The organism is Pedobacter sp. SG908, assembly GCF_011759615.1.
In the GTDB taxonomy this organism is placed as follows: domain Bacteria; phylum Bacteroidota; class Bacteroidia; order Sphingobacteriales; family Sphingobacteriaceae; genus Pedobacter; species Pedobacter riviphilus.
Map to the genome: position 1 here is coordinate 926,376 of NZ_JAAOYY010000003.1, position 14,269 is coordinate 940,644.

At 37.7% G+C, this 14,269-nt stretch carries 11 protein-coding genes and 1 tRNA gene; 9 read left to right on the top strand and 3 right to left on the bottom strand.

Annotation, left to right across the window (positions count from 1 at the left end; translation table 11 throughout):
- Nucleotides 1–5: 5 nt before the first annotated feature.
- Nucleotides 6–839: a 30S ribosomal protein S2 gene (gene rpsB, locus FHT21_RS24560; RefSeq protein WP_057931874.1), complete on the top strand. Its 834-nt coding sequence runs from the start codon at nucleotides 6–8 to the stop codon at nucleotides 837–839.
- Between the two features lie 129 nt (nucleotides 840–968).
- Nucleotides 969–1,814, top strand: coding sequence for a translation elongation factor Ts (gene tsf, locus FHT21_RS24565; protein ID WP_167297321.1), 846 nt, complete (start codon nucleotides 969–971; stop codon nucleotides 1,812–1,814).
- Nucleotides 1,815–1,956: 142 nt separating this feature from the next.
- Here tsf and FHT21_RS24570 read toward each other — a convergent pair whose 3' ends face one another.
- Nucleotides 1,957–3,162, bottom strand: coding sequence for a metallophosphoesterase (locus FHT21_RS24570; RefSeq protein ID WP_167297322.1), 1,206 nt, complete (start codon nucleotides 3,160–3,162; stop codon nucleotides 1,957–1,959).
- Nucleotides 3,163–3,247: 85 nt separating this feature from the next.
- Between FHT21_RS24570 and nagA the strand changes: the two genes are divergently transcribed.
- The 6 genes from nagA (at nucleotide 3,248) to frr (ending at nucleotide 11,872) form a co-directional block, all read left to right on the top strand.
- Nucleotides 3,248–4,339, top strand: coding sequence for an N-acetylglucosamine-6-phosphate deacetylase (gene nagA / locus FHT21_RS24575; protein WP_167297323.1), 1,092 nt, complete (start codon nucleotides 3,248–3,250; stop codon nucleotides 4,337–4,339).
- A 10-nt stretch (nucleotides 4,340–4,349) separates the two neighbouring features.
- Nucleotides 4,350–5,312 (top strand): 3',5'-cyclic-nucleotide phosphodiesterase, encoded by a 963-nt coding sequence (locus tag FHT21_RS24580; protein ID WP_167297324.1) that lies wholly within the window; start codon nucleotides 4,350–4,352, stop codon nucleotides 5,310–5,312.
- A 55-nt stretch (nucleotides 5,313–5,367) separates the two neighbouring features.
- Nucleotides 5,368–8,640, top strand: a complete 3,273-nt coding sequence (locus FHT21_RS24585) for a TonB-dependent receptor (RefSeq protein ID WP_167297325.1) — start codon at nucleotides 5,368–5,370, stop codon at nucleotides 8,638–8,640.
- A 166-nt stretch (nucleotides 8,641–8,806) separates the two neighbouring features.
- Nucleotides 8,807–10,429: a hypothetical protein gene (locus tag FHT21_RS24590; RefSeq protein WP_208399030.1), complete on the top strand. Its 1,623-nt coding sequence runs from the start codon at nucleotides 8,807–8,809 to the stop codon at nucleotides 10,427–10,429.
- Nucleotides 10,430–10,564: 135 nt separating this feature from the next.
- Nucleotides 10,565–11,269: a UMP kinase gene (gene pyrH, locus FHT21_RS24595; protein ID WP_167297326.1), complete on the top strand. Its 705-nt coding sequence runs from the start codon at nucleotides 10,565–10,567 to the stop codon at nucleotides 11,267–11,269.
- Nucleotides 11,270–11,308: 39 nt separating this feature from the next.
- Entirely contained in the window at nucleotides 11,309–11,872 is a 564-nt protein-coding gene (gene frr / locus FHT21_RS24600; protein WP_167297327.1) for a ribosome recycling factor, read from the top strand.
- A gap of 59 nt (nucleotides 11,873–11,931) precedes the next feature.
- On the opposite strand, the gene FHT21_RS24605 is transcribed toward frr, so the two are convergent.
- Both FHT21_RS24605 and FHT21_RS24610 read right to left on the bottom strand, forming a co-directional pair.
- Entirely contained in the window at nucleotides 11,932–12,948 is a 1,017-nt protein-coding gene (locus FHT21_RS24605; RefSeq protein WP_167297328.1) for a LacI family DNA-binding transcriptional regulator, read from the bottom strand.
- 148 nt (nucleotides 12,949–13,096) lie between these two features.
- A tRNA-Asp gene (locus FHT21_RS24610) sits at nucleotides 13,097–13,241 on the bottom strand.
- Nucleotides 13,242–13,587: 346 nt separating this feature from the next.
- Here FHT21_RS24610 and FHT21_RS24615 point away from each other — a divergent pair.
- Entirely contained in the window at nucleotides 13,588–14,064 is a 477-nt protein-coding gene (locus FHT21_RS24615) for an Lrp/AsnC ligand binding domain-containing protein (protein WP_025145395.1), read from the top strand.
- The last annotated feature ends 205 nt before the right edge of the window (nucleotides 14,065–14,269 follow it).

Here is a 14,269-nt window from a genome sequence, read left to right on the forward strand (position 1 = left end):
AGACAATGGCAAGAACAACTTATCAAGACTTATTGGATGCAGGTGTACACTTTGGTCACCTTACCCGTAAATGGAATCCAAAAATGGCTCCTTACATTTTCATGGAGCGTAATGGAATTCACATTATAGATTTAAATAAAACTTTAACTAAAACTGAAGAAGCTGCGGCTGCGATTAAACAAATCGTAAAATCAGGACGTAAAGTATTATTTGTTTCAACAAAAAAACAAGCAAAAGGAATCGTAGCTGAACAAGCTAAAAAAGTAAACATGCCTTTCGTAACCGAGCGTTGGTTAGGTGGTATGTTAACTAACTTTGCTACTGTTCGCAAGTCAATCAAAAAGATGTCTAACATCGATAAAATGACTAAAGACGGTACTTATTCGATCTTATCTAAAAAAGAGCGTTTAATGATTCAGCGTGAGCGTATTAAATTAGAATCACTTTTAGGTGGTATTGCTGATTTAAACCGTTTACCTGCAGCTTTATTCTTAATTGATGTTAAGAAAGAACACATTGCAGTTACTGAAGCGTTAAAATTAAACATCCCTACTTTTGCGATGGTTGATACTAACTCTGATCCTTCTAACATCGATTTCCCTATCCCGGCGAATGATGATGCTACAAAATCAATCTCTTTAATTACTGATGTAATTATCAAAGCTATTGAAGAAGGTTTAGATGAGCGTAAACGCGAAAAAGATGATGAGGCTGAAAAAGAAGCAGTAGCTGCTAAAGCTGCCGCTGATGCTCCAGAAGCAAAAGAGCCAAGACGTAAAAAAGCTGCTGAGGCAGAAGTTGAAGCGTCAGCATCAGAAGAAACTAAAACAGAAGAATAGTAATATTTTTTAATTGCAGGTTACTGGTTTCAGGTTTTAAGTTGGCTTAACATGAGTTTAACTTGGCGCTTGTAACTTGTAACCTGTAATTGTTATAACAAGATTGTAAAATTTAAAAAAGGAAATAAAATGTCTACAGTACAAATTACTGCCGCAGATGTAAATAAACTACGCCAACAAACTGGTGCTGGTATGATGGATTGCAAAAAAGCACTATTAGAAGCTAATGGCGATTTCGAAGCTGCTGTTGATTTATTGCGCAAAAAAGGTCAAAAAGTATCTGCTGCTCGTTCTGGCAATGCAACTTCTGAAGGTCTGGTATCTATCAATGTTTCGGCTGATGGCACAAATGGTAAATTAGTTGCTTTAGCTTGTGAAACTGAGCCAGTTTCTAAAGTTGAAGATTTCCGTAACCTTGCTCAGGCTGTTTTAGCTGCAGCAGTTGCCAACAATCCTGCTACTACTGAAGAATTATCAGCAATTACTTTGGAAGATGGCCGTACAGTTGCCGAAACCATCACTGAATTAACCGGTAAAATCGGAGAGAAAATCGTTATCCAGGAGTATGTAAATATCTCTGGTGAAAAAATCGTTTCATATATCCACTCAAATGGTAAAATGGGCGTTTTAGTGGTATTTGAAGGCGCTAATGGTGTAGATATTACTGAAGCTGGTAAAGATGTTGCTATGCAGATTGCGGCAATGAACCCAGTTGCTGTTGATAAAGACGGTGTTGATCCTGCGACTATTGAGCGTGAAATCGAGATTGCTAAAGACGTTATCCGTCAAGAAGGTAAACCAGAAGAAATGGTTGAAAAAATCGCTGCTGGTAAATTGAACAAATTCTACAAAGACAGCACTTTATTAAACCAGGAGTTTGTTAAAGATAGTTCGGTAGATGTTCGTAAATTTTTAGATAACACAGCTAAAGGTTTAACTGTAACTGCTTTCAAACGCGTACAATTAGGTGCATAAGCATCTATAAGTCATAAAAAAAGTCCCGATGAAAATCGGGACTTTTTTTTATGACTTATATTTCAAGGAACAGCCTTCATCGACTGAAGCACAGCAAAATGGAGAGATCTTTAGATAGATTTCTCGACTGCGTGTGGCTTGTCTACTTTCTCAATGCAGTATAAGCACCAACTTCTTTTCCCGAATCATCAAGCATACTCGCCACTAATTTATTTCTATCTGCTTTTATCTTGGTAATGGTTCTCGTTCCTGTCCTTGGTCCGCCACCAATAATTAAAGGATAATGGTTTAGTGTTTTATCATGTTGGTGCACCATGTACTTATGGGTATGTCCACTCAAAACCAAATCTACTTTCCCCTGATTCAACAATGGTTCAAATAGCTCAGTACAATGTTTTGGCCCATGTGCATCGCCCGAAAAGCGAGGCGGGATGTGCATCAATACTACTCTAAACGGCGCTTTTTTAAATTCCTTTGAATTTATTTCTTTTTTAAACCATTCAGCCTGCTGAACTCTGTAATCGTCAAAATCTACGATACCTGCGTACACCGGATGCGCATCTTCTTTATCTTCACCAGTATCTAAAATTACAAAGCGAACAGGGCCCAATGTAAAAGCAGCATAGCCAACATGCATATAATATTGTGGAAATTCGCGCGCAAATTTACCACGTGTTTCATGATTACCCCTTACGTAGATAAAAGGTGTATGCTTTGCGAAATTTTCTACACAAGGCTGGAGCATGTGTTCAATTATCTGTTTTTCATCAGTTTGATAATCAAATATATCACCATTAAAGAAAATAAAATCTTGCTTTTTATCTGGAACAAACCCTAACAATTGAGAGATTGATTCTGGGCGATCGTGTATATCATTCATCATTAAGAACGAAACCTCTTCCTTAGCCACATCGGCATTCACAAATTCTTCAACAGCACTACTTACCGTTACACCGTAGGTTAGTTTGTAGGGTTGGAAATCTTTAATTTCCTTCGAAACGATTTTATAATAATATTTTGTTCCTGGTTTTAAATTTTTTAACGTTACTGCATTCAGCTTGCTATTGGCTTGCATTAAACCCAATTCAGCTTTTCCATAAGCTTTTTGATTCAGCTGATCTGCCTGTTCGCCATACTCTACCCAACCTGCAGCAGTTTTATTGGTTAACCAAAGAATGGTCATCGAGTTATTAAAGTTGGTTTGTAAATAAGGTCCAACTGCAATCTTAAATTCATCTTCACTAAGGGGTACGCTTGCAATGGTTGCAGATGGCGCTACTAAAGTAGCAGCGCTTAAAGTTAGGCTGGCCTTTAAAAAACTCCTCCTATTTGACTGATTTTCATTCATTTGGTTATTTTATCTTATTACCCAAATATATAGCCACAATATTTAACTTTGACCATGTAAGATTAAATTTACTCAAACGTTTGATATGCCTAAAGTAATTTCCAATACCTCCTATTTTCAGGGCAACGATTTAAAAAAGAATCAGAATATCTCAATCGACGGTGCTATCATTTCAGATATTATCAAAAGCAGCAACAGAGAAAACGGCCAGTCGCTTGTTGTGCCAGGCCTTATAGACTTACAGATTTATGGTGCAGGTGGCCGATTATTTTCTGCCGATCCAACTGTCGAATCATTAACCATAATGGAAGATGATCTGCTTAAAAAAGGTACCACAGGCTTTTTGGCTTGTATGGCCACAAATTCTCCGGAAGTTTTTAACGAATGTATCAAAGTAGCTAAAGAACATCGTTCAGCGGCCAAGAATTGCCTGGGTTTGCATCTAGAAGGACCATTTTTAAACCCTAAACGCCTCGGCGCGCATGTACCTGCTTTTGTACGTAAGGCTTCTTTGGATGAGGTTAAAAAACTGATCGATTTTGGTGACGGCGTAATTAAAATGATGACCATTGCCCCAGAACTTCAGGATGAAGGGGTAATTGAATACCTATTGGATAACGGTGTGGTTATTTCATTAGGCCATAGCAATGCCACTTTTGAGGAAGCTACTGCGGCCTATAACAAAGGCATTCAAACCACCACACATCTCTTTAATGCCATGAGCCCCATCCATCATCGCGAGCCTGGTATACCAACGGCGGTTTTTAATCATAACAAGGCTATGGCCAGTATTATTGCCGATGGGCAGCATGTAGATTTCGAAGTGATTAAATTTGCGCAGAAAATATTAAAAGAACGTTTGTTTCTCATTACTGATGCAGTTACGGCCTGTTCCACAGGGCCATATCAACATATTGAAAAAGAAAACAAATTTGTTATGCCCGATGGCACACTATCTGGTTCATCGCTTACTATGTTAGAAGCCGTTAAAAACTGTGTATTACATTGCGGTATTGCCCTAAATGATGCGATTAAAATGGGAACCCTGTACCCTGCGAAATTAATTGGGATTGAAAACCTGACAGCGAGTATAGAAATTGGTCACCAGGCAAATTTATTGATTATTGATGATAACTTAAATTTAAAAGAGGTCGTATTTAAAGGCGAAACGATATAACTCATTCAACATGTTAAAAAAAATATTTTCCGTTCTATTGCTATTGTCCCTTTGTGCCATTCATTCTTCGGGACAGAGAATAAATACCGCGTTTAAAATAATACCGCTTGGCGTAAAAGGCGGCGATGACGAGAGTAATTTATCTTCTTATATGATTGCACCGAAGGGCAGCGAAAAATATGTCTGTCTTGATGCTGGTACAATAAATGCAGGTATCCAAAGAGCGATTGATCATCAATCGCTAAAAGGAATAAGTGAAGAAATTCAACGTAAACAGATTAAAGGATATTTGATTTCACATGCGCATTTAGATCACGTAGCAGGTTTAATAATCAACTCGCCAGCCGATACGGCAAAAAACATCTATGGTATGCCTTCCGTGCTCAACACGTTAAGGGATAAATATTTTACATGGGATGCCTGGGCCAATTTTGCCAATGAAGGTGAAAAACCTCAACTTAAAAAATATACTTATTTCCCATTGATTGAAGGCAATACTTATCCGTTAGAGGGCACAGAAATGAAGGTAAAAGCTTTTGAACTAAGCCACGGAAATCCTTTTAAAAGCACTGCTTTTCTGATCAGCCATGGTGAAAGTTATGTATTGTACCTCGGAGATACCGGCGCAGATGAAATTGAAAAATCAGATAAACTCGCCAACCTGTGGCAAAATATAGCACCACTCATTAATTCAGGGCAGTTAAAAGCCATATTAATGGAGGTATCTTTCCCAAATGAACAGCCGGAGAAACAATTATTTGGACACCTTACACCAAAACTTTTTTACAGTGAACTCTCCAAATTACAAAGTTTAACCAATGAAAAAGCTTTAAAGAAAATCTCTCTTATTGTAACCCATATTAAACCTCCCCAACATAATGCAGAAAAAATAAAACAACAACTGCTCTTAGGAAATATACTTAATTTAAACTTAATATTTCCTGAACAAGGGAAACTGTTAACGATTAATTAATATAAATAAAACATTAGCTACAGCAAGTCAGAGTATTTTTGTTAAAAAATTACTCATGAAAAAAACCTTACTATTGTTTACAACATTTTTATTTTTAATTCTCTTAAAAATTGATGCTGTAGCACAAAATGAAACAACAGCCTCTATAAATGGTATGGTGGCCGATAGCAAAGGCCCAATTAGCGGGGCTACTGTTATTGCTATACACGAACCATCCGGTTCAAGATATGCTACATCTACCAGAACAGACGGTCGTTACAATTTACCTGCTATGCGTATTGGTGGCCCTTACTCCATTACGGTCTCTTTTATTGGTTTTAAAAATCAAACACAACGAATTGAAAAATTAGCGCTTGGCCAAAGTTCTACTTTAAATGTAACGCTAAGTGAAGATGCCAGTAATTTATCGGAAGTTACGGTATCAGGAAAACAAAGCAAAGTTTTTAATTCAGGCAGAACAGGTGCATCGCAGAATATCTCGAGAACTGCAATCCAAAATTTACCCACTTTAAACAGAAGTTTTACCGATTTTGTTAAGCTAACGCCACAGTTTTCGTTACAGTTCGGAAGTCCAAGTATTGCAGGAAGAAGTAACCTGGCCAACAATTTTACTGTAGATGGAGCTTTGTTTAATAATGCATTCGGCCTGCAAGGCACCATCGGTAGCCAAACGAGCTCGCAACCGATTAATATGGATGCCTTCGAAGAAATTACTGTAAATATTGCACCTTACGATATTCGTCAAAGTGGTTTTACAGGTGCAGCAATAAACGCAGTAACCAGAAGTGGTACAAACGAGTTTCAAGGTTCATTAAATACTTACTACAGAAATCAGGATTTGGTAAGTGATTACAATTATGCTGGATTAAAAGCACCAGTAACCAATTTTAGCCTTAAAGGTTATGGTTTTACCTTAGGTGGACCAATCATTAAAAACAAATTATTCTTTTTTGCCAGTGGAGAATTAGAAAGAAGATCGGATCCAGGAACCGGATTTGTAGCTTCAAGGGGCGGAAGTACCGGCCCAAATATTTCTCAAGCAAAAGGAGAAGATTTAGATAAATTAAGTTCATTCTTGCAAACGCTTGGTTACACTCCAGGTGCTTATGAGAACTATGCTTTAAAAACAAGAAGTGACAAATTATCGGCTAAATTAGATTACAACATTGATGATAAAAACACTTTAAGTTTAAAATATTTCTATTTCAGATCTTACAAAGATATTTTACCAAGCAATAGCGGGGCACCAAAAAATAACCGCCAGCCATCGCAGCTAGGCCTTCCATTCCAATCAGCCGGATATGGTATCAACAACAATATGGATAACGTTAACCTGGAATTCAGAACCCGTTTTAACAATAAATTCTCTAATCAGTTAACAGTTGGCTACAACAACATGAACGATTTCAGAGAGTCTAAGGGTAACAAACCGTTTCCTCTTGTTGATATTATGAATCCTGACGGAAGTTCGTACACTGCTTTTGGTTACGAACCCTTTACAGCATTTAACTCTCTAAAAACTAAAGTTTATCAAGTTACCGATAACTTTAATATCTATGCAGGTCGCCACGAAATAACATTGGGCGCTAATTATGAAGGTTATAGAACGCTTAATGGCTTTGCCCCAAACTACTATGGAGCCTATACTTTTAACAGTCTTGCCGATTTCTATAATAGTGCAAATAATGGTGTATCAAATGCAACAAAATACCAGATTCAATATTCGGTTTTGCCTGATGGATCATTCCCTTATGCAGAAATACATTCAAATATGTACGGCCTGTATGTGCAGGATGCTTTTACAGTGAGCGATCAATTAAAATTAACAGCAGGATTACGTGCAGATTTAACTGATGTTTCTTCGCCAGCATCATTAAGCAATCCAAATGTAGAAAAGTTAACCTTCGAAAATGGAGAAAAAATTGATGTGAGCAGGTTCCCTAAAAGTGCTATTTTATGGTCACCACGTTTAGGTTTTAACTGGGATGTAAACCACGAAGGAAAAACACAGGTACGAGGCGGTACAGGATTATTCACCGGAAGACCTCCGCTAGTTTGGGTTTCTAACCAAGCCAGCAATAACGGTGTTCAATTTGGTTCAGAATCCATTACCAATCCAACGAACAGACCATTTAGTCCGAATGTTGATGCCTACAGAAACGTAAATAAAGCTACTGCAGCAAATAATACAGCCTATAACCTTGCCGTTACTCAACAGGATTTTAAATTCATGCAGGTTTGGCGTTCTAACTTAGCTGTCGATCAGAAATTACCTGGTGGCATTACCGGAACTATCGAAGCATTGTATTCAAAAGATATCAATTCTGTTTATTTCCGCAATGTGAACTTAAATACTTCTGCTTATACACTTTTAAAAGGTGCTGATAACCGTCCGAGATATACTGGTTCAAGAATTTACGGATCATCAACCCCTACCCCTGCAAACCCGAATATTTCTGATGCAATTGTAATGACCAACACCGATAAAGGTCATAGCTTATCCATTACAGGAACATTATCAAAAGAATTTGCAGGCGGCCTTTTTGCAACTGCTGGTTATACTTATACAGATTCAAGATCAGTTAATGATGGTGGTTCTATCGCTCAGTCTATGTGGAGAGATCGTCAGGTTTCAGGTAGCCCGAATACCGATGCGCTTTCATACTCAAGCTACATGGTTAAAAACCGCTTTATTGCATCTGTTGTTTACAGAAAAGAATACATTAACCATTTAGGAACAACATTCTCTATGTTTTACCAGTTACAAGATGGTTTCAGATACTCTTACACTTATGGAAACGATTTAAATAACGACGGTTTAAGTGGTAATGATCTGATTTTTGTTCCGGCAAATAAATCTGATATTGTTCTGGTACCAGAAAATGCTGCAGATACCCGTACACCTGATCAACTTTGGGCTCAACTAAACAGCTACATCAGTCAGGATAGTTATTTGAACAAAAGAAGAGGCCAGTATGCAGAGCGAAATGGCCTTGTTGGTAATGTAATCGGCACGCTTGATATTCGTCTTGCACAAGATTTGTTCGCAAACCTTAAAGGCAAAAAACATTCTCTTCAACTAACTTTTGATATTTTCAATTTTGGAAATATGATTAATAAAACCTGGGGAGTTCCAAAATTTGCTAATAGAGCTAATGGACTACTTAACTTTAAAGGAATTGATGCTGCAACAGGAAATCCTACGTTTTCTTTCCCTTACTTAAATGCAGAGAACAACGTACCTCTTGTTAATACCTTTTCAAACAGTATTGATGAAACCGCACGCTGGAGAATCCAGCTTGGGTTAAGATATAGATTTAATCAATAATCTTTTTAGACTATATAAACAATTAAAAAAAAGGCCTGATTGATTAATCAATCAGGCCTTTTTTTAATCAAAACGAATAATCTAAAATGTAATAAGAGCGCAACAATTGCTTAACATAATTAAGGTAGGTTTAAAACACGATATATCTTCAATCTATTAATCTATTATGAAAAAACAATTAAAATTAACTGGCATTGCTGTTATTGCACTTGCAACACTACTAAGCTTTAATAGCTGTAAGAAACAAGAAACTGAAAACAGTCAAACCGCATTACTTAAAACAAAACCGTTAGGCCTTGCTGCTTCAAACGCTGCACTTACCGTACAAACTTTAGAAAATTTTGAGGTGGGTTCTACCAGCCCTAAAACTGCTTACGATGTTTCGCCTGCAGGCTCTGCAAGTGGAGATAACATTACACTCAATGGAAAATCGTGGAATTTATTTGATGCTTTAATCGGAAATCTCGCTGCAGATAAAAGAAATGGCTCATGGTCTGCCCGTATTCGTAATTCGGGGAAAATTACCATGCAGTTTGACATTACAACAGGCATTAATACAGTAAGCATTCAGCATGCTATTTACGGCAGCGATACAGCTAGTCAGTGGGGTTTATGGTACTCAACCAACGGTGGCAGCACCTGGTCGCAATCAGGTTCCGATGTAACCAGTACATCAACCCTTCAAACGCAATCATTCACACTAAATGTTACAGGAAACGTCCGTTTAGAAATTAGAAAACTTACAGGTGCATCCAACAGAATTAATATTGATGACATCACAATCAATAGTGATGGAGGTACTGACCCCAACCCAGGTACCGTATTAACCGGAAAGAAATTTCTGTTTGATGCATCTAAGTTTGAAAACGCAGGCAGCGCAGACTGGCAAATAGATGCTGATGGAACAGAAAGTGTTCCTATGTATACTGGAGGCACAACCGTTGAGCTAAAGGCACAAAGATTTCCAACCCCATCGTACACGGGCATAACAGCTTCTACTCCAGAAACATACTGGAAAGGCGCAATGTCTGCTTGGGCTATAGAATTGGTAAAACGTGGTGAATTGGTAGAAACTTTACCTGCTGGTACCGCAATTACCTATGGAGATACTTCTAACCCACAGGATTTAAAAAACTACGATGTGTATGTGGTAATTGAACCGAATAAATTATTTACAGCATCAGAAAAAACAGCTATCATGAACTTTGTGGCCAATGGCGGCGGTTTAATGATGGTTGCAGATCATACCGCAGCAACTACTGCCGGAACAGATGCAAATGGCTACAACCCTTCTGATAGAGATGGCGATGGTTACGATTCGCCAAGGGTATGGAACGATTTAATGAGCAACAACGGCATCAACAACAACAAACCATTCGGCTTTAATATAGATTATGTAGATATTAGTGAAAAACCAACAACTAAAGTTTATACTGGCACCAGTACTGATGCAAATATCGTATTAAACGGCGCAGCAGGCAATGCTACTAAACTTGCCTTTTACAATGGTACAACAGCTACATTATTTCCATCACAAAATACTAATGTACAAGGCTTATTTTGGAGAATGAGCAGCACATTAGGGGGCAATAACGGCGTAATGGCATTAATTTCTACTTACGGAAGCGGAAGAGTAGCCTTTGTTGGCGATAGTTCTCCTTCTGACGACGGAACTGGAGATACAAACGATAATTTATTTAATGGTTGGTCTGGCGATGCACCATCTGGTTATACCTCACACCCGGCATTACACTTAAATGCATCTTTATGGCTTGCTAAAGCACAATAAAAATAACAAAGCAAAAGGAGCAATATTTTAAACAATTGCTCCTTTTGCTTTAAATAAGTATTTCTATTTAAATATTTACATCAATTATTAAAAAGCATAGCTTGGTATTAAAAAAATGTTAATATTTTTGAGGTCATGAAATATAAACGCATCCTACTTAAGCTTAGTGGAGAATCGCTAATGGGCGACAAACAATACGGTATTGATAATGAACGCGTTAAACAATACGCTGAAGACATTAAAGCGGTACACGATAAAGGCTTAGAAATCGCAATCGTAATTGGAGGAGGAAATATTTTTAGAGGCTTGAGTGCCGAAAAAAGTGGGATGGACAGAGCACAAGCCGATTACATGGGCATGTTGGCTACGGTAATCAACTCCATGGCCCTGCAAGATGCTTTAGAAAAAGTTGGTATTAAAACACGCTTACTTACTGCAATTAAAATGGAACAGATCTGCGAACCGTTTATCCGCAGAAGAGCTGTTCGACATTTAGAAAAAGGCCGTGTAGTTATTTTTGGTGCAGGAACCGGTAACCCGTACTTCACAACCGATTCTGCAGCAGCTTTACGTGCTATCGAAATTAAAGCCGATGTTGTTTTAAAAGGAACACGCGTTGATGGAATTTATACCGCAGATCCTGAAAAAGATCCATTGGCCACTAAATATGAAGAAATTTCTTTTAGAGAAGTTTACGATAAAGGCCTTAATGTAATGGATATGACAGCCTTTACCCTTTGCGAAGAAAACCAAGTGCCTATTATTGTGTTTGATATGAACAAACACGGCAATTTCATGAAAATCGCTAGCGGCGAACCTATTGGAACCCTGGTTAAATAAGGAATAAAAATTATTATTTTTGTAGAAATACACACAATTATGAACGACCTCATACAATTACAATTAATGGATACTCAATCTGCAATGGAAAGAGCTATCGATCATTGTGAATCTGAATTAACTAAAATCAGAGCTGGTAAAGCATCAGCTGGAATGTTGGATGGTATTTTCGTGGATTATTATGGCGCAGCTACAGCATTATCGCAAGTAGCCAGTATTAATACGCCCGATGCCAGAACAATCGTAATCCAGCCTTGGGAAAAATCACTTTTAACTGCAATCGAAAAAGCTATTCAAGTGGCTAATATTGGTATCAATCCACAAAATGATGGTATTGTTATCCGCCTGGTTGTGCCGCCTTTAACAGAAGAACGTAGAAAAGACTTGGTGAAAAAGGTTAAGGAAGAAGCCGAAAGAGGCCGCATTACCGTTCGTAATATCCGTAAGGATGCTAATACCAAAATTCAAAAATTAAAAGGCGAAGGTGTTTCTGATGATGAAATTAAAACAGGCGAAGGCGAAGTACAAAAATTAACCGATGCTTATATCATTAAGGTTGACAAACATGCTGAAGCGAAAGAAAAAGATGTAATGACAGTTTAATCTGTATAAAATACAATCGGAACGGGAATGGACATAAATCTATTCCCTTTTTTATTGTCTTATTTCTTTGCGCTTGAGCCTCTAATGTGTAAGATGGTAGGTAACGATACCTGCGTGTTTTCGATAGACTTTCCGGCCTTTTTAAGCTTGTTTAATAAAATTTTCATCACGTTTTCTGCAATGGCTTCAAGAGGTTGCGCAATAGCCGTAACCGGAGGTTCACAAAATTCTAAGATTTCGAAATCATCAAATGAAACAACAGCTATATCCTTATGGATCTGAATACCTAGTTTTCTAAAAGTTCTCAAGCCATCCAAACAAATATAGTTGGCCGCAAAAACTACCGCATCTAGCTGTTTCTCTGCCTTAAAAAACTTGATCATCTCCTCAATCGATTCGGCAGAGTTCACATATTTTATCTTCTTTACAATTGCCGGCAAGTTATATTTTTCTACAGCACTTTCATAACCGGCCAGGCGGTCTACCATCTGTTGCTGTGCTGTATCGATGGTTACAAAACCTATTCTTTTATAATTATTTTTAATGAGGTGTTCAGTGGCTGCGTAGGTACTGCTCTGATTATCGATTATTACATAATCTGTTTTAACATCCTGTACGTACCGATCAAACAGTACCACAGGAGCATCTGTTTGGATCAATTTTTTAACTTCTTCTTCCAAGCCCTCTGGTAAGGCCATAATATAGCCATCAACATGCCTGTCTTTAAAAATCTGCAGCAGTTCTATTGCTTTTTCGGTATCGTTTCTGGTGCTGCTAAAAAGGATTTTATAACCAAGGCTCGAAGCAATTTCATCAATTCGACGTGCTATACCAGAGAAAAAAGGCTCAGAAATGTCATCAACTAAAAAACCTATAATTTTTGTTTTACCTGTTCTTAAACTTGTAGCAAGGGTATTAGGCTGGTAATTTAATTCAGCCACAAGGTCTAAAACCTTTTTAGTAAGCGATTCGCTAATGTTTTTTTCTCTTGCTTTTCCATTAATTACAAACGATACGGTTGTAATGGAAATATCTAATTGTTTAGCGATATCTTTAATTGAAACACGTTTCTTCATCACGGACATTGAACGGATAAAATTTAATTGGTAATATAACAATATATCTATAAATATAGGATGGATATGAAAAAAACTAGCCTAAAAAAGAAAAAGAGCAACCTATCCAGGATTGCTCGATTAACTAACTTATTATTCATAAAAAATGCTGTTGGGGAAGGAGTCGAACCTTCAAGGGGTAGTTAGCTACAGTTCAAAAAATTAATTTGTGGTCAACCCAATAAACTGCGTTTGTCCCATTATTCCCCACCACCGAGACAAGGAGGCGTGTCTGCCAATTTCACCACCCAACAATTTTAGTCATTAGTCCAAAGCCTGCAGTCGCAAGTCTACTAAAGACTATGGACTCTTGACTTAGGACTAAAGCCGCTGTAGGGGAAGGAATCGAACCTTCAAGGAGTGGTTAGTACCGAAACCGGTATATTCCCATTATTCTCCACCACCGAGACAAGGAGGTGTGTCTGCCTGTTTCACCACCCTACATTATGTTATGCAATTCTGAAAGAACGTTTCCTTTTTGTTAATTGCTTGATACAAATGTAAAGGAACAACCAATACCTTGCAAATATTTTAAACATTTAATTTTATTTTTATAATATTGATAAATATTTGTAAATTCGCTTATCATAATTCAAAAATATGCTTAAAAAAGACAATTCCAATTTAGAAATTGACAACCTCGACATCGATATATTGAAGCAATTGATGCAGGATGCCACCAAACCTTATACAGAAATCGCTAAAGATCTGATTGTTTCGGGTGGAACGATACACGTTAGGATGAAAAAACTGCAAGAAATGGGCATTATAAAGGGCTCTCATCTCATCATTGATCCGCAAAAGGCCGGATATGATATCTGCGCCTTTTTAGGTATTTACCTGGAGAAAGGAATCCAGTACAAAGATGCGGTTGCGCAGTTGAGCAAAATTAAAGAAGTGGTAGAATTGCATTACACTACAGGAGCATACAGTATGTTTGCCAAAATTATTTGTAGAGACACCAATCATTTACGCCATGTTTTAAACGAAGAAATACAGGCCGTGAACGGCATTCAGCGTACAGAGACTTTAATCTCGTTAGAAGAGAGCATTAAGCGTCAGATTGAACTAGGATAGAGCAGAAAGACTGAAGGTGAAAGACTAAAGTCAATATCGCTTTGTAACCATCTTATATGATAAAATGCTTTTAGTTATTCTTAATTATTATTAGGAAATGAACGTTCAGTAGGATTTCGGGAACAGCAGTCCCGTTATCCGCTATAGCCCCGAATTGCAATCGGGGGCTGCCGCTTCTACCGGGTTTAGAAACAAAAGTCTGTGC

Bases quoted from the DNA above. Each gene is read 5' to 3' on its own strand.
- FHT21_RS24570 (WP_167297322.1), bottom strand. From the start codon at position 3,162: ATGAATGAAAATCAGTCAAATAGGAGGAGTTTTTTAAAGGCCAGCCTA.
- pyrH (WP_167297326.1), top strand. From the start codon at position 10,565: ATGAAATATAAACGCATCCTACTTAAGCTTAGTGGAGAATCGCTAATG.
- FHT21_RS24615 (WP_025145395.1), top strand. From the start codon at position 13,588: ATGCTTAAAAAAGACAATTCCAATTTAGAAATTGACAACCTCGACATC.
- tsf (WP_167297321.1), top strand. From the start codon at position 969: ATGTCTACAGTACAAATTACTGCCGCAGATGTAAATAAACTACGCCAA.
- rpsB (WP_057931874.1), top strand. From the start codon at position 6: ATGGCAAGAACAACTTATCAAGACTTATTGGATGCAGGTGTACACTTT.
- FHT21_RS24590 (WP_208399030.1), top strand. From the start codon at position 8,807: ATGAAAAAACAATTAAAATTAACTGGCATTGCTGTTATTGCACTTGCA.
- nagA (WP_167297323.1), top strand. From the start codon at position 3,248: ATGCCTAAAGTAATTTCCAATACCTCCTATTTTCAGGGCAACGATTTA.
- FHT21_RS24585 (WP_167297325.1), top strand. From the start codon at position 5,368: ATGAAAAAAACCTTACTATTGTTTACAACATTTTTATTTTTAATTCTC.
- FHT21_RS24580 (WP_167297324.1), top strand. From the start codon at position 4,350: ATGTTAAAAAAAATATTTTCCGTTCTATTGCTATTGTCCCTTTGTGCC.
- FHT21_RS24605 (WP_167297328.1), bottom strand. From the start codon at position 12,948: ATGAAGAAACGTGTTTCAATTAAAGATATCGCTAAACAATTAGATATT.
- frr (WP_167297327.1), top strand. From the start codon at position 11,309: ATGAACGACCTCATACAATTACAATTAATGGATACTCAATCTGCAATG.